Source organism: Paenibacillus pasadenensis, assembly GCF_023715725.1.
Taxonomy (GTDB): Bacteria; Bacillota; Bacilli; order Paenibacillales; family Paenibacillaceae; genus Paenibacillus_O; species Paenibacillus_O pasadenensis_A.
Window position 1 is genome coordinate 56,846 of record NZ_JAMBOT010000014.1, and the last position, 18,093, is coordinate 74,938.

Consider the following 18,093-nt stretch of genomic DNA (forward strand, 5'->3'; position numbering starts at 1 on the left):
GCTTTGTTCCATTGAAGCAGGAATTTCGCTCGTTGGCGACGAATATAATGACAGAAAAATCAGAAGACAGATGGCAAATAACTGTTTAACAAGGAGGGAACCAGGGATGAGTTTTTGCTGCGGAGCAAGCATGATCGGTACAAAGGGCACGCTTAGGCATTACCGGACGCACATTCATAATGTCCCCATTTTGTTCTGTCCGGTTTGCCATCGCGTAGATATTCATTATATGATAGAGAGCGAATATGAAATTCTCGCCGAATATGCGCATGGAGACGGTGTGTCCGAGGTTGATTTTCAGGATTACGTCGATCAGCGCAGCAAGGCTCTTTTTGAAAATTGCGTCAATCACGACAACGAAGACCCGATGGACGTCGTGATGAGCCAGATTGATATGGCTCTGGATCTGCTGGGATTCGCCAAACATCTAGGAGACTCGACCTGGGAAGCAGAGCTGAAAAAAAGGCTGGGAATACTTAACTCCCGCCGCAACAAGCTGAAGGCCAAGCGAACCTCCGAAGGTCTCTGTTAGCCAATGAGATGCCTCCTGCCACGGAGGCATCTTTTATTTTTCACCTACTCCCGCAATTGGACAAACGATTGCGAACCGTATAGAAACGAGGTGCTGTATTGCTGCTGATGTTGTTCAAACGATGGCTGGGACGCTTCAGCTTCAAGCAGAAGTCGGAAGAAGGCAAGGAACAGCTTGCCGAAACGATTCATAAAATCCAGCAAGGCAACGAGAGCTTGCGCGAGCAGCTCATTCAGGATTACCGGCCGTTTATTCTTAAGGCGACGAGCCGTTTTTGCAAGCGATACATAGATCCGGCCCGAGACGACGAATTCAGCATTGCGCTTATTGCGTTTAATGAGGCGATCCACCAGTTTTCCTCGAAGTCCGGGCGCTCCTTTACGAGTTTTGCCGAAACGGTTATCCGGCGGCGGCTCATCGACCATCTCCGGCGGGAGAAGCGTCATTGGCAGTCGCTTCCTGCAGGCAATCTTGTGCAGGACGGCCAGCTGGAAGAGAATGTGCAGGCAACATGGGCTAAACAGGCCGTATCCCGCTACCAGCAGGAGCGAGACTCGGAAAACCGGCGCATGGAGATTGAGGAATATGCCGCCGAGCTTGCCGGGTATGGAATCCGGTTTACGGATTTGGCGGACAGCTCTCCTAAACATGAAGATTCGCGAATTCTTGTGCAAGGGATTGCGCGCAGACTTGCTTTTACGGAAGGATTGTGGGGACTGCTTGTCCAGTCGCGCCGGCTGCCCGTCAAGGAGCTGACGGAGCTGGCCGGTGTGTCGCGCAAAACAATTGAACGCAACCGGAAGTATTTAATTGCGGTCGCGGTTTTACTTCGGGGACATTATCCTTATTTATCGGATTATTTGCAGCTGGGTCCGGAACAGCCGGAGCCGGAGCGGGAGTTATCAGCAGGGGGGAAAGGGCTGTGAGCGGAAAAGGAATCGTGCTGGAAGTTAAAAAGGGCAAATTGATCGTGCTCACCCCGGACGGACGGTTCCGTAAAGTAAAAAGCCGCGGAGGGGAACAAACCGGCGAAGAGGTCAGCCTCTCTGCGCCGGAGAGACAGCGCGTCTCGCGCCATATTTGGTGGCTGCCGGCTGCAACAGCGGCGATGGCGCTTATTATCGCCATTCCCATCTTCCTATCCGAGAGAGCGGAAGCCAGGCCTGTCGTTGCTGTCATTAGCATGGACATTAACCCCAGCTTTGAAATTGGGGTGGACGATAAGTTGGCCGTAAGGTCGCTGCGGGCGGTTAACGCCGATGCCATCCCTATTGTCGAGGGCATGGATTATGACGGAGAGCCGGTATCCGGACTGTTGCACTATCTGGCCGGAGAGCTGGCGGAACGTTCCTATTTGGACGATGGCACAGCGAACGTGCTGCTGGCAGGCGTCAAGCTGGATGGGGCGGATCAGGAGGTGTTGAGCCGACTGGAATCGGAGGCTAAAAAAGCTTTCGACGCTGCTGCAAGCGTTGAAGGCCATGCCGGAATCAAGATAACGGAGCTGGAATCTACTCCTGCCGTCATGGAGGAAGCGTCCGAGCTTGGACTCTCAATCGGCGGAATGACCGTTTATTTGCTGGCCAAAGACAAGGGATACTCCGTCAGTCTGGAGCAATTCCGCATGCAGCCTTTGCAAGCGGCCTCTAAATGGCAAGGCGGCGTCGATTTGCTGGTGAATGATGGGACGAGTCTTGATCCCGACAAGCTAAACCAGCTGGCTGAGGAGGAGAAACGGGATCGGGCTGCGAATGCGACGGGTGCACATCAGCCGACTCCGCAGCCGAGTGCATCTGCGAATAAACAGCAGGCTGCGGGTCAAGAAGATGGCCGGCCAAGCGCCAGCCCCACAGTCAAGCCTTCGATTGACAAACCTTCGGGGACTGCAACTAAATCGCCGTCTTCGACCCGGCCGCCAGTGCCTCAGGCAAGCATTGTCAAAAGTAAGCCTTCGCCGTCTGCATCAGCCAAGCCGCATAACAACGGTCATACAAACGGGCGGGACCGTGATGATGATTGGAAGGACAAATGGGACGATGATGAGGACTGGGACGATCACTGGGATCGAGATAAATCAGAATGGCTCCGCGAGAAGGAACAGCTGATTGAGAAGCTCCGCAAGGAAGCGGAGCAGGCCCGTAAAGAACTGGAGCGGAAAAAGCTGGAAGCGGAAGAACGTTTGAAGGAAGCGGAGCAGAAGCTGAAAAACGACACCGAGCAAAAAAAGCACGAGAAAAACGATAACTCCCGCAAGGAAGACGACGATCACGACGCTTATAAAAACAAAAACCGCGACGATGATGACCGCTACGACGAAGACCGTGATCAAGATGATGACGATCATCACCACAATCGTGACCGAGATGACCGCAACGACGATGATGATGACGAAGACGACGAGACCGACTGATTCGAACGGTGAAGCCAACGCAATTGCGGCATCAATTGCGGCGATATGACGCATTTTGCGCATGTGATGACCTGGGAAGAGCTGCATGAAGTACGCCGTTGAGGGACGCTTTTCAAGCTATCATTAAAGCGATGCGTATAATGGCATTATTCGACATTATTTCCGATTGACACTAGTTGACAGCGAATCCTATGATTAGTTTACGAAACGACGGCTTGACTGCGATCCTGACAGGATATTACGGGAGGCGGGGCTCGTACATGGAGATGGAACTGTTCAACATCAGCAATGTCAAGGATGCCATTAGAGCTCGCCAAAGAGGCAGGGAGCTTGCAAGAGAGCTTGGATTTGGAATTATTGATCAGACGCGCGTCGCCTATGCCATTTCAGAACTCTCGAATTGTTTTGTGGAGATGCATCAGAAGAGCCAGATGCTTATCGGCAGAGTGCGGAACGAGACGGGAGAAGAGGGGCTGGAGTGGTCTTTAATCGGCAGCTGCAGCTTCTCCCGTGAGCTTGAGGAGGAATGGAAGTCGCTTTGGTCGGAGGAATGGGATATCGCAATTACCCGTCGCGTTGGGACATTCATCACGTTTCGTAAGTGGCTGCCTCCCTCCTACTACATGAACTCGGACCCGATACAGCTCCAGCTGTTTGCTAACGGAGAGGAGCAAGGTTAAATGCAGGCAATTCGAAAGCGCTACTTCCCGGCGCTTGCCGAATATATACGCAGCGGAAGCGAGGCGTCCCTGTACCAGGCGACGGAGTTAGGGAAAATGTTTCAAAGCATTGGACCTGAGGAAATTATTGCAATCCATGAAGAATGCATGCGCAATATTGTCCTGAACGTCGATTCGGAGGAAGCTCTGGAGCTATACAGCCGCTCCTTTCTGTTCCTCATCGAGCTGATGGTTTCTTACCGTTTCCGATACCAGCCCGAACGGCCGGCAGACGACCGCTACATTGAAATGCGCGAGCTGCTGAGCCGTTCTTACCGTTCCTTCGAGAGGGTTAAGAGCAAGTACGAAAATGTTCTCCAGCATATGGACAGCGGCATCGCGCTTTTTGACACGGATGGCATCGTCACGTTCATGAATCTGCAGATGGCTAAATTTCTGGACGTTCCGCGCAAAACGCTTATCGGATGCAGCATTCTGGAGATTATGCGCCATTCCCAGCTGTCCCGTCTGACCCGCAGGCTGCTCATTCGCCTTTATCGCGAAATTATTGTACGCCGCAACAAATATTTTGAGTTTCAAGACAGCAATGGACGGCATTTGCTCATTACCGCCACCTACGGAGATCAGCTGGACGGCGAATATTTGATCAGCATGAAGGATGTTTCCGAATATAAGCAGATTGAGCAGACTGCCTATCAGAACGACAAGCTGGCGATGCTCGGCAAAATCGCGGCAGCCATTGCGCATGAGATTCGCAATCCGTTGACGTCGATTCGAGGATTTATCCAGCTGCTGCGGCCGGTGTTAGTTGATCTGGGCAAAGAGGAATACGCCAAAATTATGGTGGCCGAGATCGACCGGGCGAACGATATCATCTATGAATTTTTGAATTCGTCCAAGCCGACCGCTCCGATGAAGCAAACGATTCGCCTCACATCGCTGCTCAAGGAAGTGAGCCTGCTCAGCGAAAGCGAGGCGCTCATGCATAACTGCCAGATTTATCTGGAGTCGTATGAAGCGGATCTTCAAGTGTCAATCGACGTGAAGCAGATCAAGCAGGTTGTGCTCAATCTGTTCAAAAACGCCATGGACGCCATCGCTGAGATGAATGGCGAACGGCCGGGACGAATTGACGTCATCTTGAAGCGCAAAACCGACTTTGCGGAAATTACGATCAAGGACAACGGAAAAGGCATGGACCGCGCGACGCTGAACCGGCTGTTCGACCCCTTTTTTACGACGAAAGAATCCGGTACCGGGCTTGGCCTTTCCGTCAGCTACCGCATCATCCGCAATCACGGCGGAACGATTCGCGTAACGAGCGTGGCCCGGGAGGGGACTTCATTTATGATCTATTTGCCAATCGTTGAGCAAAAAGTTTAAAATCGGGATTGCGCATCCCGGTTTTTTTGCGCTTTTGATGAGAAAGGGAGATGAATACAATGAAAATTACCTTTACCGATACCATACAGGAACAGAGCCAACCCTGGGAGCTGCTTGTCCGTCCCGTAACCGCAGCTGAGCTTGGGCAGGAATCCGCTTCGGAAAAGCTGGATGCGGCAGATCCGCTGGCGCTTCCCGCTGTCAAGGAAGCGATGCAGGAGCGTTACCGCCGCGGCAGCTTTAAGGCGTCGCCGGAGCAGACGCTGAGCATTCCTTTGCTCGGCCTGCTTCCTAACAGCACGGCTGCATTTATCGGACTTGGCGGCGGAGCTGTATCGGCAGACGATCTGCGGAGGCTCGGAGCAGCTGCCGCGCGCGAGGTTCGCAGCCAAAAGGCAGCCAGCGCCTGTTTATTGCTGCCGACAGCACTCTATGCCGGAATTGGCGGGATTGAGACCGGCGATGCGGCTGCGGCGCTTGCGGAGGGTCTGGTGCTCGGAGCTTACGAGCGGAGCAAGACAATCTCGGAGGAGTCTAAAAAAGTACATGCTGCGGAACTGCAATGCCAGTTGTGCGGCGAGCCTACGGAGGAGCAGACAGCCATATGGAACGAAGGCTTTAAGCGCGGCGTTACGGCTGGGGAAGCAGTCGTATGGGCGAGGGACCTTGTCCATTTGCCAGGCAGCGTGTTAACGCCGGAGGCGCTGGCCGAGGAAGCGGAACAGCTGGCGGCGGATTACGATCTGGACTGCGAGATTATCGATGAATGGACAGCTCAGGAGCAAGGCATGGGAGGATTGCTGGCGGTCGGCAAAGGAAGCGTTCACCCGCCGCGCATGATTGTGCTGCATTATGAGGGCGACCCGGACAGCGAAGAAAAATGGGGTCTCGTCGGCAAAGGCATTACGTTTGATACGGGCGGTTATTCGCTAAAACGCGCTCCAGGCATGGAGGAGATGATCGGCGATATGGGCGGCGCCGCCGCCGTGCTGGCCGCAATGCGGATTATTGGCAGCTTGAAGCTGAAGGCCAATGTCGTGGCGGTCATTCCATCCGCGGAAAATATGATTTCGGAGCGCGCGTATAAACCTGGAGACGTCATTACGATGATGAACGGGTTAACTGTCGAAATCGTCAATACGGACGCCGAGGGCCGGCTTGTGCTGGCGGACGGAATGACAACGGCGCTGAAGCGCGGAGCGACGAAGCTTGTCGATGTGGCTACACTTACCGGAGGAGTGGTCGGAGCGCTCGGAGAAGTGGCCTCCGGCATTATGAGCAACGACGAAACTTTTCGTCAGCAGCTGGAAGAGGCCGCCCTTCGCACCGGTGAGCGGGTATGGCCGCTGCCTGCTTTTAAGGAATATCGCCGCCAGCTCGACAGCGATGCCGCGGATTTAAAAAACGGAGCCGGACGAGAAGGAGCGGCGAGCATTGCCGGCATGTTCATCAGCGCGTTTGTCGGGGAAAAACCTTGGCTCCATATCGACATCGCCGGCACGTCCTGGATCAGCCGCGCGCGCGGCTGGGAAGGCAAAGGCGCGACGGGAGTAATGGCCCGTACGCTGGCTGAGCTGGTACGAAGAGGTTAACGGTTATTCGACGAATTTCTTTGCGTTCTTCATCCATTTCCCGTATTATAGGATGAACGCAATCTTTCCCATGTAAGGAGTTCTGAGACTATGTCTGCTAAAACAAGCATTAGCAAAATCGTCGATTGCACCGTCCGTGACGGTGGATTAGTTAACAATTGGGACTTCAGCATTGAATTTGTCCAGGATCTGTACCGCAGCCTCGATGAGGCAGGCGTTGAGTATATGGAGATTGGCTACAAGAACTCTCCGAAGCTGCTCAAGGGTGCCGAATCTGCAGGTCCTTGGCGCTTTCTGAATGATGACTTCCTGCGCAAGGTCATCCCGAACAAAGGCAAAACAAAGCTGTCCGCACTGGTCGACATCGGCCGTGTAGATGAAGCGGACGTGCTTCCGCGTACCGAAAGCATGCTGGACCTGATTCGTGTCGCTTGTTACATCCAGGATGTGGACAAGGCTCTGGAGCTGGTTTCGCTGTTCCACGAGCGCGGCTACGAGACGACGCTGAACATTATGGCGCTGTCCAACGTAATGGAGAACCAGCTGATTGAAGCGTTTGAGGCGATTCGCGAGAGCGTCGTCGACGTCGTGTACGTCGTTGACTCCTACGGCAGCCTTAAGCCGAGCGATTTCGGCTACCTGATCGACAAGTTCAAGCAGCATCTGCCGAACAAAAAGCTCGGCGTGCATACGCACAACAATCAGCAGCTGGCGTTTGCCAACACGCTGCTGGCCGTCGACAAGGGCGTTGAATTCCTTGACGCGAGCGTATACGGCATGGGCCGCGCTGCGGGCAACTGCAACACGGAGCTTCTGGTCGCTCACCTGCCGGGCACAAAGTATAACGTTCGCCCTGTGCTGGAAATGGTCGAGAAGCATATGCTTCCGCTGCGCGAGAAGGAAGAGTGGGGCTACATCATGGAGTACATGGTGACAGGTCTGCTTGACGAGCATCCTCGCTCCGCTATGGCGGTTCGCGGCACGGACAATCAGGACAAGATCGTTGATTTCTACGATCGCCTGACGACGCCGGAAGTTCTGCACGGCAAATAAACCAATACAATTCCGTTTAAACGTAAGGGGCCTGTTGGCGTCATCTTAATGACGCCAACAGGCCCCTTGTGCGTTTAGTTTACATTAGCTGCCCAGCGTATAGCTTGGCAGCGAGGCTGCCCCAGCCGGCAGCCGGTTCGTAGCCGAGTCGTTGCTGATATAGCCGATGCGTATCGTGCTTCCGGTTGTCAGGCTCATGCTGGATAAGGGAACGGATAATTCAACAACGCTGTTGTTTCGCTGAAATTCCGAGGCGGACAACGTGTAGACGCGCGTCCAGGACCAGCCGGGAGCGAAGTTATAGTACAGGATGTTATTCTCGAGCATGTATTCGGCGCCGCTCTCGGCACCGCTTGTTGTCCATCCTGCAGCGTTATAGCCAGTCAAGCGGTTGTTGTCCGTATCCAGGAAAAATTGGCCTTTTACGTTCAAGCCAGTGCCCTGCAGCAATAACAACAACTGGTTTGCGTTATTGCTGGCCTTCAACGATTGAACATTGGAGGAGCCTGAGGCTAAAACGGGAATAGAGCCCCAATCGCTGGCGGATCCGTCGATTGTAATTGACGTAACGGCTGTCGGCATGGCGTTTACCGGGCTGCTTTTCGCCGATTCCAGACTGCTTGCGTTGACGGCCGACACCTGGAAGCTGTATGAGGTTCCATTTGTCAGTCCTGTGCTTGTGTAGGATGCAGCCGAAATCAACGAGGTGTTGAGCTTCACGCCGTTGCGGTACACATTGTATCCGGCAAGATTGGATTCAGAATTCGGAGTCCAATTCAGCGTGACTTGCCCGCTGCCGGCAGCAGCGGTTAATCCGGCCGGAGCAGCAGGCGCGGTCGGAACGGGAACTTGCGGGGCTGCCGTAACCGCACTGCTCTTTGCCGACTCTGCACCGCCTGTGTTGACGGCCGACACTTGAAAGCTGTACGAGGTTCCGTTTGACAATCCTGTGCTTGTGTAAGAAGCAGCCGTAATTAACGATGAGTTGAGCTTCACGCCGTCGCGGTACACGTTAAATCCGGCAATGTTGGATTCTGGATTGGGGGTCCAGTTCAGCGTAACCTGCCCGTTGCCGGCAGCGGCGGTTAGCCCGGCAGGAGCGCTCGGGATAGCAGGCGCGCCGGGAACGGTAAATTTAATTGAAGATCCTCCAAAATTCGCTACCCGGAACCAGGTCCAAATGTCCTGTCCCGCCATAGAAGCGGGGAAAATATAATCCGCATCGAAGGCCAGCTCCGCCGAATTTCCGGATTGTTTGACCTCAACCGGCCAGCCGTTATTGCTGATCGTCGTGCTTGGGAATTTAAATACATCTCCTTGCCCAGCGACATGAGGAGCGAGATAGGCCTTATTCGCGTTCTCGAAATAAATCCGGGTATCCGGCGATATCGGCCAGGAGACTCCCTGCCAGCCTGTCGGTCCTTTTTTATCAAAATCAAAATAAATCATTTCGCTTTGCAGGTTTAAGGCTGTGTTAGCGTCGATCTTCATGAAAAACTTATCGCCGACAAATTTGGTATACACTTGGGTAATGCCTTTGCCATTGCTGCCGGCCGGATTGGTATAAATCGGCGTTTCGCCTGCCCAATCGGCGAAATCGCCGTCGATGTTAAATCCTCCGTACAGATCGGTCGGATGGATGCCGGCCAACGATGCGGACGGATATCCGCGGCTGTCCAGCCAGTTTTTTGCATCCCCGTACATCGTCGCAAAGTGAGTCGCCCCGCTTACGTCGTAGCCCATATATCCGCTGTTAAGCACCACTTGATTCATCCATTTGTCTTTACCGGAAGTTGGAACGGTAAAGTCGGCAATGATGATATTAAAGCCGTCCGACTGATTCGCGTGCGCATTCATATAATCCTTCCAAAAGCCTCCGAAGTTGTCACGGCTTCGATAAGTTGGGGAAGATGAATTGGTGTTCCAGTTGCCTGCAAACGCCGGATTCTCATCGTAAAACTTAGATCCCGAGGTAATATAAGGATTGTGATACCATGATTCCGTTAAGAAAATATTGATCGCATGCCGGTATCGGGCAGCGAATTGCGATGTTCCCTCGTCGGGATTAAAATACCAATAGGCGCGGTTTGCCGCAACGATTTTGGAAGGGTCTACCGCTTTGACGGCTTCCACCAGCTCCACCATACCTTTGGCCGTAAACCCGAAATTTCCTCTTGGTCCCCAGGAGGTCGTAGGCCCAGCTCCTCCTATGGGGTCGGGCGTATCTACCGTATCTAGAAACACTCCGTCATACCCGGCGTCATGCTCCAGCTTGTCGGTCATAAAAGTAATCAACTTTTTCCAGGCAGGATCCCCGCCGTTTATATAACCGCCGCCATACGTCTTGTTCGTATCCACAACTCCGTCGCCGGATTTCCAGTATCCGCCGTACATATACCGGGTATCCGTCATCCACGTTCCTTGCTGGTCCAAATACCAGGGCATCAAGCCGTTGTTTCCCCAGCTCAGCAGGCTCCCCGTCTGGGAATAATCCTCTGAAATCGAAATGCCAGCGTATCCGTTATAGCCGGAATTGTACGTGCCGTCCGGAATTACGCCGCCTTCGACGTTAATATAAATTCCGCTAGCGTTATAATTCCATGGGTTCGGTCCGTGCAGCGGGCCGCTGGGGCCATTGTAATTGGGAGGAAGAAGCCCGACGTCTTTCCCGTTCTGGATCGTCATATTGCCCGTAAATCCGGTGAATACGCTTGAAGTGGCCAGTTCTCCCACGGATATATACGCCAGCACGATGACATCGTCAGCCGTCCCTAATATGCCGTCTGTTCCGCGTTTGATTTCGTTGACTTGATTCGGGGTGAACGTTTCGAAATAAAATTGGTTTTTGGCGACATTGATAATTCGGATGGTTGGCTCCAAAATCACCAGATCATAAGTCTTGAGAGTGTTCAACTGCGTCTGGGTAGCGGTATTCGTGCCGTACCAGATCATCACTCTGCTATATTCGTTGAGACCAGGCACTTTACCGTAGAGCGGGTCTTTACCGATTGCGGCGTAAGTAAGCGGGGGACGCAATGAGAGCATGGAAAAAAGCATCAGGAGGATAACGCTCAGCAAGAACCAGGTTGACTTTCGAACGAAGATTAATCGCAAAAGGACACTCTCCTTATGTGAAGGGATAGTAGAGCGAGCAAATCCGGTCGGAAGTTTCACAATGGAAGGATGGAGGGAGGATTGGAAGAGGCTTTAAAATAGAACGCTTACATAAAAGACCTCCTTTATTTTGAAAGAAAATTTGGCGCAAAAGTTGGATGAATTAACGAAAGTTTGATTTGCGCTTTTTGATTATAAACGAAAAGTTTATGCCAATCAATGGAGTATTTCTTGTCTTTTTTTGTTGAATAAACGATTATTTTGTTGATTTTCCTTTGATTAATAATAAAATTGCGCCAAATATTTGGATAACCCATCTGTAAAAACTGATTAAACAAAAGCTTGTCCGAAAAAAGAAGCAAAGAACAACATAAGGGCTAATAACCATCGCATTCGCATAAACAAACAAGGGGCTGGATGGCGTTATCCAGCCCCTATCATTTAATCGGAATTAAGCTCGATAAAAGCGCCACCGCTTCCCCAGCCTGTTGCTGCTCCGCCAACAAAAACAAAATTCATCGAAAATACGATAAGCAACCGGTCGCCGGCGTTAACAGGAATGTTCAATCCGGTAATGGTTCCGTGCGAGGCAGGAGATGTTTCCGTGTAAGTGCCAGGCGGCAAAAAAGATAGATTTGTAATGGCATCAAAACTCAGGACAGCTGCTTCATTATTTGTATCTGTGAAACGATATACAGCGACTAAGGTGGAAGGTGATTCGGGCAATGTCGAACCGCTTGTCAGGCTAAAATATGCTGCCAATGTGGTAAGCGTTCCGCTTTGTTGAATCGGATCGGTGAACGCCATGAAGCCGCTCGCATCAACAGGGCTGAGAGTCCCCGTGTTAGAATTAATTTGGGTGTTGCTGTTTCCGAAGCCTACGACTCCGAGCGTTAAAGCCGCGGCAGCAGCATCCCCAGTCAAATCGACTGTTTGCCGGCTGGCAAACGGAACAATTTGTCCAGGCGCTTCTTCTTCGGCTGGCGCAAAGGTTATCGTTCCTTCAATCGTGCCAAAAAGAGTGTCAAGATCGGGGTTTGCTTGAGAAGCTGTGATGGTAAAGACGAGCGCGAGACGATCCTCAGCATTGACAGGGATATTGAGTCCGCTCTGAGTGATTTGGCATGAAAAATCTCTCGGTACGACTCCAGTCAAGATCGGGAGTAACGAAAAAACTGTTCCTGGGATCGCAACAAGAGGCTGGTAGAGGGAGAAATCCGGTAAAGCACGGCAAAGCTGAACTTGGACGGTAATCGTTCCAGCCAAAATCGTAGTGGGCTGCGGGAAAAAGCTTGCTGTAATGCTGGTAACGGTAGTTGACTGAGGCATAGAAAAGGCCAGGTTGTTTCCTCCAAAATTATCGGCAAGCACAATGGATACGTTTTGTCCTAAACTGTTTGTTGTGACGGGTATGCTTTCTGATGTGGAATTGGTAATCGGAATCGCGCCTTGTGACGGCAGGCCCGTTAACGAGTTCACGCTGAGTGAGGTTGTAGTTTTCCCGCCGTCCAATACGAGGAGTGTTCCGGGAATGGCAGGCGGAACAAGATTGGTTATACCGGCTAAGTTCGTTTCAGCTAATCGAATTCGGCTGACCCAGCCGTCTTTGACAGGACTGGAGACGCAGGCCAACAGACTAAAGGCGTACAGCTCGGTGAGTGTCTGTCCCGTAGCGGCAATCAGCGCGGCGGACCAATCCTCGGATTGTTCGTAAGCGGTTATATTCAGCTCGGTGGCAGCGAACAGGCCGGCTTTGTCGCGCAGCGTGAGCCGCATGTCCTTGAACAGATTTTGCAGCACCTTGAGCACGTTGGGCAAGGGCCCAGCAGGCGGGATGTAAACGGACTGAATGGAAGCAATCAAATTATCCAGCAGCGTTTCAAAGATATCGGCTTGCAGCGGCGTGAAGGGAATGATGCAGTTCCGCTGGGGCGGTTTGGGACAAGGCTTGCAATGGTCTGGAGAATGCGGCTTGTAGGAATCAGGTTTTGTTTTTGTGCCGGAATTATGGTTCAATGCGACTCCTCCTCGAACGAAATGTTAAGGCCCAATCGACACTCCTCCGCTTGCCCAGCCCGTAATTGAATCGCTAATGAGAATAGTATTCATCCAAAATACGAGCAATAAACGATCTCCTTCGTTAACGGGAATGTTCAATCCGGTGATGTTTCCATGCGAGGCGGGGGAGGTTTCCGTGTATGTGCCAGGCTGCAGAATCGATAAGTTCAAAACGGTATCCGGACTCAACAAAGTGGCTTGAGTGCTTGTGCTTGTGAACCGGTATACTGCGGCTAGAGTGGCAGGAGGAAGGATCAATGTCTGTCCGCTTGTCAGGCTAAAATAGAAGGCTGCCGAGGTAAGCGTTCCGTCTTCTTGTATCGGGACGGTAAAAGAGGCGAACCCGGTTGCATCAACCGGGTCAATGGTTCCCGGATTTGAATTAGTTTGGGTGTTGCTGTTCCCAAAACCCACGACGCCGAGTGTTATTGGCAGGCCGATCTGATTTTCGGACAAATCGACTGTAAGCCGACTGGCAAACGGAATAAGTTGCTCAAGGACTTCCGTGCCGTCTGCGGGCACAAAGGATATTGCTCCCTCAAGCGTTCCAAGAAGGGTGTCAGGAACGGGATTTGGCTGGGATGAAGAGATCGTAAAGACGAGCGCGAGCCGATCTTCCGCGTCTACCGGGACACTAAGTCCGGACTGATTGATTTGGCATGTGAAATTTCCTGGTATGGTTCCAAATAAGCTAGGGCTTAATGAAAAAACCGATCCCGGAATGGCGACAAGCGGCTGATAAAGAGATTGGTCCGGCAAAGCCCGGCAAAGCTGGACCTGGACCGTAATCGTTCCGCCTGAAATCGTGGTGGGCAGCGGGGAAAAGCTTGCCGTAATGGAGGTAATGGTACTTGACTGAGGCATGGAAAATGCAAAATTATTTCCTCCAAAATTATTGGCAAGCACAATGGATACGTTTTGCCCTAAGCTGTTTGTCGTGACGGGAATGTTTGTCGATGTAAAATTGACGATCGGAATTGCGCCTTGCGTCGGCAAGCCCGTTAACTTGTTTAGACTGAGAGAGGTGGTTGTATTCCCGCCGTCGAATGCCAGAATTGTTGCCGGAATGGCAGGCGGAACAAAATTGGTTATGCCGGTCAAGTTTGTTTCGGCTAATCGAATGCGGCTGACCCAGCCGTCTTTGACCAGACTGGAGACGCAGGCTAACAGACTGAAGGCGTACAGCTCGGTGAGCGTCTGCCCAGTAGCGGCAATCAGCGCGGCGGACCAATCCTCGGATTGTTCATAAGCGGTAATATTCAGCTCGGTGGCAGCGAACAGGCCGGCTTTGTCGCGCAGCGTGAGCCGCATGTCCTTGAACAGATTTTGCAGCACCTTGAGCACGTTGGGCAATGGTCCGGCAGGCGGGAAGTAAATGGGCTGAATAGATGAAATCAGATCGTCCAGCAACCCCTCAAAGACATCGGCTTGCAGCGGCGTAAAAGAAATAATGCAGTTCCGCTCCGGCGGTTTGGGACAAGGTTTGCAATGCTCTTGAGAATGCGGCCTGTAGGAATGAAGAGCAGCTTTTTCGCCGGAATGATGATTCATTTTGTATCCTCCTTCGCTAATGCTTTTACATCACTGAGACTCCCCCGCTCGCCCACCCTGTAACCGAACCGCCAGTTGCGATAAATACCAGCACCAAGCGTTCCCCTGGAAACAACGTTATACTCAGGCCGTCAACAACGCCGTAAACGCCGGTTGATTGATTTGTATAAGTGCCCGGCTGCAGTGCTGGCAGTTGAACGGAGGTTCTCAAAATGGAGGTCGCCGAGTTGGTAGCAGCGGTAAAACGGTACATCACAACGCGAATGCTAACAGGCGAAGTCAAAGTTTGGCCGCTCTGCACTCCGAAATAAGCCGATACGGACGTAATAGTGCCTCCTGACGGCAAAACGGTCGTAAACTCGTCAAACACGGAATTCAGAGATAGGCTGATGGCAGGTAAATAAGGCTGGGAGTCGCTGAAACCGTATCCGACTACTCCCGCACCGTTGCCGAAAATATCATCGGAGCTATAGACAAGATTAACAGGCGAGAAGCTGGCAAACGGTATAATTGTTTCGTTTGAGGGAGGGGTTCCGTTCATTCCGCCAATCGTGATGCTTGCGCTCCCTGTTCCCATGATATCCTGGGGATTGCTTAACGAATTGGGAGGCGAAGACGCGGTAAATACGACGACAAGCCGGTCTCCGGGGTTAAGCGGAAGATCAAGCCCGTCTAAGCTGCCTTGGCAAGTTAGCCCGGAAGAGTTTCCGGAAATGGCTGGAATGAGCTGAACTACGGCTCCGGGAATGGTCGTGAACGGCGAGTAAGGAGAAGCGTCCGGGCCGGATCGGCATAATTGAGCTTGAATTGTTATCGGCGAGCTGATAAAGATGGCCGGGCTGGTTAAGGTGAAGCTGGCCGTCATGGAGCCCAGCGTCCCAACACGGGGCATGGAAAACGCGTAATTGTTTCCGCCTAAATTGTCGGCCAGCACCATTGAAATGTTCGCTGGGGTGCCATCTGTCGTAACGGAAATGTTTCTGGATTCAAATCCGTACCCGACAATGACGCCGCCGGTGGGCAGGCCGCTTCTTCCGTTCAGGCTTAAATCCATCGGGCCGATACTGCTGCTCGTAAAGGTGAGAACCGTACCTGTAATTGCGGGCGGCACAGCGCCGGATATTCCGGCAAGATTAACCTCAGCGAGCCTGATCGCGATCACCCAGTCGTCTTTCACGCCGCTGGGGACGCAGGCCAGCAGGCTGAAGGCGTACAGCTCGGTCAGCAGCTGCTGGGTCGCTGCAATCAGGGCGGCGGACCATCGTTCGGATTGCTCGTAAGCGGTTATGTTAAGCTCAGTCACCGCCAGCAAATCCGCTTTGCCGCGTAGCGAAAGGGACATGCTGTTAATCAGATTTTGAAGCACTTTAAGCACGGAGGGAAGGGGACCAGAAGGCGGAATAAAGGAAGACTGAATGGAAACGGCAAGATTGTTTAACAGCCCGTCAAAAATGGTTTCCTGTGTGGATGTAAAAGGGACGATGCAGGGAGAGCGAGAACTCATGATCGTTACCACTCCTCAGAAGATGACATTGTCTATCGGCAAATCTGGAGTTCATCTGTTTCGGCTACGGGGCAGCCTTAATCAGGTTATTGGAATTGCGCCCTCGGTAGGAAGGGAGGTTGTCGGACTGAAGCTTAAAGCCGTAACGATACCTCCGCCATCAAAACTTATCTCGATTTCGGAAATGACAGGGGGCACAAAACCGGATATGTCCGCCAGATTGGTTTCAGCCAGTCTAATGCTCTCCACCCATCCGTCCTTGACCGAACTGGACACGCATGCCAGCAGACTGAACGCATAGAGCTCAGTCAATGCCGATTGGGTGGCGGCGATTAATGCGGGGGACCATCCATCCGATTGCTCATAGGCGGTAATGAGTAATTCGGTGGCGGCAAACAGACCGGCTTGATCGCGGAGCCCGAGACGCATGCTTTTGAACAGATTTTGCAGCACTTTAAATACGTTAGGCAGCGGCCCATTAGGAGGGATAAAGGAAGGTTGAATAGAAACGACCAGGTCATTCAATAAACTGCTGAATATCTCCTCCTGCAGGGACGTAAACGGGATGACGCAGCTTTTTTTCTTTTGACAGTCCAACAAGTTTCCCTACATTCTTCCTCCAAGCCTAGCGTTTACTTATGAACCCGGCCCGATTGAAACGCCTCCGCTTGCCCAGCCTCGCACCACGCCTCCGGCCGGCGTTCCGGCGCTTAAAACGGTGAACACAAGTACGATCCGATCCCCTTGGTTGACGGTTATGTTTAACCCGGTTTTTATCGCATGCACGGGAGGAGTCGTTTGCGTTATTTTTGTCTCCAGGAAATCTCCCACATGGAGCAGGGTATCGGGAATAGGGCTGATCTGATTCGCGGCGGTATACTTGTAAGGTTGGGCATACACCGTAATAGGCTGTTCCAGAGCCGAGGTTTGGCTAATATCAATGCTGAAATAAGCGGCAAAAGCGGTAAGAGTTCCGCTTCCAGCCAGAGGCGATGTAAAAGCGGCCAGTTGCGGACTTACATCTATCGAAGCTCCGAAGGAAGTAAACTGCTGGTTTTCGCTAAATCCAAAGCCCACTATCCCTGCGCTTGTGCCAAAACCGGAAGGGCTGAAATCCAAGCTAACCGAGTTTTTGCAGGCGAGCGGAATAATTGGCCCCACTGAAGTTGGCGGCGCATTAACCGGCAGAATGGTTAACGTTCCGCCTATCGTACCGGTCAGAGTTGAAGGACTGACATTTGGATTGGAGGAAGAGATCGTAAATACGAGCACAAGTCGATCCTCGGGATTTAAGGCAACGCTCAAATTTTGCAAGCTGACCCCGCATGTAATCCCCGACGTGCTGCCGGATAAGGTTGGGGATAAAGCAGCGACGGTCTCCGGAATAGCGATTAGAGGGGTATAGAGCGGAGAGTTGGGAAGAGCACGGCATAGTTGAGCCTGAATCCGAATGGATCCGCCTGAGATGGTAGTGTTCGTTGGGAAAAAGCTTGCTGTAATGGCCGTCAGCGTTCCCTGTCGAGGCATGGAAAAGGCAAAGTTGTTTCCTCCGAAGTTGTTCGCAAGTTCAATGGATACGGATTGTCCGGAATTGCTCGATGAAACAGGTATGCCGATGGAAGTGAAATTGGTCACTGCAATCGCTCCATTAGCAGGAAATCCGGTTGAAGTATTCAGGCTGAGTGAGGTTGGCACGTTGCCGCCGTCAAGATTAATAACCGTTCCTGATATCGCCGGGGGGACGGAGCCGGATATTCCGGCCAGATTCGTTTCGGCAAGTCTAATGCGGCTTACCCATCCGTCCTTAACGTCGCTGGATACGCAGGCGAGCAGGCTGAAGGCGTAAAGCTCCGTCAGCGTTTGTCCTGTTGCGGCTATAAGGGCGTCCGACCACTCGTCGGACTGTTCATAAGCGGTAATATTCAGCTCCGTAGCGGCGAACAGAGCGGCTTTGTCCCGCAGCGACAGGCGCATCGTTTTGAACAGATTTTGCAAAACCTTAAGGACATTGGGCAGCGGTCCCGCAGGAGGAATATAGGAGCTTTGGATGGAAGCGATCAGATCGTCAAGCAGATCCTCGAATAAGTCGGCTTGATCGGGAGTGAAGGTGAAAATGCAATTTTTTTTCGGCGGTTTTGGGCAAGGCTTGCAGCACTCATCGGTGTGTGGCTTGTAGGAATGCAGCTTTACTTTTTCGTCCTGAGCATCTTTCATGG

The 18,093-nt window shown here is 52.3% G+C and carries 13 protein-coding genes; 7 read left to right on the top strand and 6 right to left on the bottom strand.

Annotated features, from left to right (window positions below):
• The first annotated feature begins 106 nt into the window (after positions 1–106).
• The 7 genes from M3223_RS21200 (at position 107) to M3223_RS21230 (ending at position 7,650) form a co-directional block, all read left to right on the top strand.
• Positions 107–532 (top strand): hypothetical protein, encoded by a 426-nt coding sequence (locus M3223_RS21200; protein WP_251565346.1) that lies wholly within the window; start codon positions 107–109, stop codon positions 530–532.
• Between the two features lie 107 nt (positions 533–639).
• Positions 640–1,458, top strand: coding sequence for an RNA polymerase sigma factor SigI (gene sigI / locus M3223_RS21205; protein ID WP_251565409.1), 819 nt, complete (start codon positions 640–642; stop codon positions 1,456–1,458).
• Positions 1,455–2,942 carry an anti-sigma factor domain-containing protein gene (locus M3223_RS21210; protein ID WP_251565348.1) on the top strand — a complete coding sequence of 496 codons (1,488 nt, stop codon included), beginning with the start codon at positions 1,455–1,457 and terminating at the stop codon, positions 2,940–2,942. Before sigI ends, M3223_RS21210 begins: the two co-directional genes overlap by 4 nt.
• Positions 2,943–3,202: 260 nt before the next feature.
• Complete coding sequence (locus M3223_RS21215) at positions 3,203–3,622, top strand: hypothetical protein (RefSeq protein ID WP_251565350.1); 420 nt, start codon at positions 3,203–3,205, stop codon at positions 3,620–3,622.
• Positions 3,623–5,005: an ATP-binding protein gene (locus M3223_RS21220; protein WP_251565352.1), complete on the top strand. Its 1,383-nt coding sequence runs from the start codon at positions 3,623–3,625 to the stop codon at positions 5,003–5,005.
• Between the two features lie 59 nt (positions 5,006–5,064).
• Entirely contained in the window at positions 5,065–6,597 is a 1,533-nt protein-coding gene (locus tag M3223_RS21225) for a leucyl aminopeptidase (protein ID WP_251565354.1), read from the top strand.
• Between the two features lie 90 nt (positions 6,598–6,687).
• Entirely contained in the window at positions 6,688–7,650 is a 963-nt protein-coding gene (locus M3223_RS21230; protein WP_251565356.1) for an aldolase catalytic domain-containing protein, read from the top strand.
• Between the two features lie 84 nt (positions 7,651–7,734).
• On the opposite strand, the gene M3223_RS21235 is transcribed toward M3223_RS21230, so the two are convergent.
• From M3223_RS21235 to M3223_RS21260, 6 genes are all read right to left on the bottom strand, one after another.
• The gene (locus tag M3223_RS21235) at positions 7,735–10,764 is read right to left on the bottom strand and encodes a fibronectin type III domain-containing protein (protein ID WP_251565359.1); all 3,030 of its coding nucleotides are present in this window, start codon (positions 10,762–10,764) and stop codon (positions 7,735–7,737) included.
• Between the two features lie 441 nt (positions 10,765–11,205).
• On the bottom strand, positions 11,206–12,780 hold the full coding sequence (locus M3223_RS21240) for a hypothetical protein (protein WP_251565361.1): 1,575 nt from the start codon (positions 12,778–12,780) through the stop codon (positions 11,206–11,208).
• Between the two features lie 24 nt (positions 12,781–12,804).
• Positions 12,805–14,373, bottom strand: coding sequence for a hypothetical protein (locus tag M3223_RS21245; protein ID WP_251565363.1), 1,569 nt, complete (start codon positions 14,371–14,373; stop codon positions 12,805–12,807).
• A 25-nt stretch (positions 14,374–14,398) separates the two neighbouring features.
• Positions 14,399–15,877, bottom strand: coding sequence for a hypothetical protein (locus M3223_RS21250; RefSeq protein WP_251565365.1), 1,479 nt, complete (start codon positions 15,875–15,877; stop codon positions 14,399–14,401).
• 81 nt (positions 15,878–15,958) lie between these two features.
• Positions 15,959–16,477, bottom strand: a complete 519-nt coding sequence (locus M3223_RS21255) for a hypothetical protein (protein WP_251565367.1) — start codon at positions 16,475–16,477, stop codon at positions 15,959–15,961.
• A 36-nt stretch (positions 16,478–16,513) separates the two neighbouring features.
• The gene (locus M3223_RS21260; RefSeq protein WP_251565369.1) at positions 16,514–18,091 is read right to left on the bottom strand and encodes a hypothetical protein; all 1,578 of its coding nucleotides are present in this window, start codon (positions 18,089–18,091) and stop codon (positions 16,514–16,516) included.
• Between the last annotated feature and the right edge of the window lie 2 nt (positions 18,092–18,093).

Coding starts and splice junctions, on each gene's coding strand:
- M3223_RS21230 (WP_251565356.1), top strand. CDS start 6,688: ATGTCTGCTAAAACAAGCATTAGCAAAATCGTCGATTGCACCGTCCGT.
- M3223_RS21200 (WP_251565346.1), top strand. CDS start 107: ATGAGTTTTTGCTGCGGAGCAAGCATGATCGGTACAAAGGGCACGCTT.
- M3223_RS21260 (WP_251565369.1), bottom strand. CDS start 18,091: ATGAAAGATGCTCAGGACGAAAAAGTAAAGCTGCATTCCTACAAGCCA.
- sigI (WP_251565409.1), top strand. CDS start 640: ATGTTGTTCAAACGATGGCTGGGACGCTTCAGCTTCAAGCAGAAGTCG.
- M3223_RS21225 (WP_251565354.1), top strand. CDS start 5,065: ATGAAAATTACCTTTACCGATACCATACAGGAACAGAGCCAACCCTGG.
- M3223_RS21215 (WP_251565350.1), top strand. CDS start 3,203: ATGGAGATGGAACTGTTCAACATCAGCAATGTCAAGGATGCCATTAGA.
- M3223_RS21245 (WP_251565363.1), bottom strand. CDS start 14,373: ATGAATCATCATTCCGGCGAAAAAGCTGCTCTTCATTCCTACAGGCCG.
- M3223_RS21250 (WP_251565365.1), bottom strand. CDS start 15,877: ATGAGTTCTCGCTCTCCCTGCATCGTCCCTTTTACATCCACACAGGAA.
- M3223_RS21220 (WP_251565352.1), top strand. CDS start 3,623: ATGCAGGCAATTCGAAAGCGCTACTTCCCGGCGCTTGCCGAATATATA.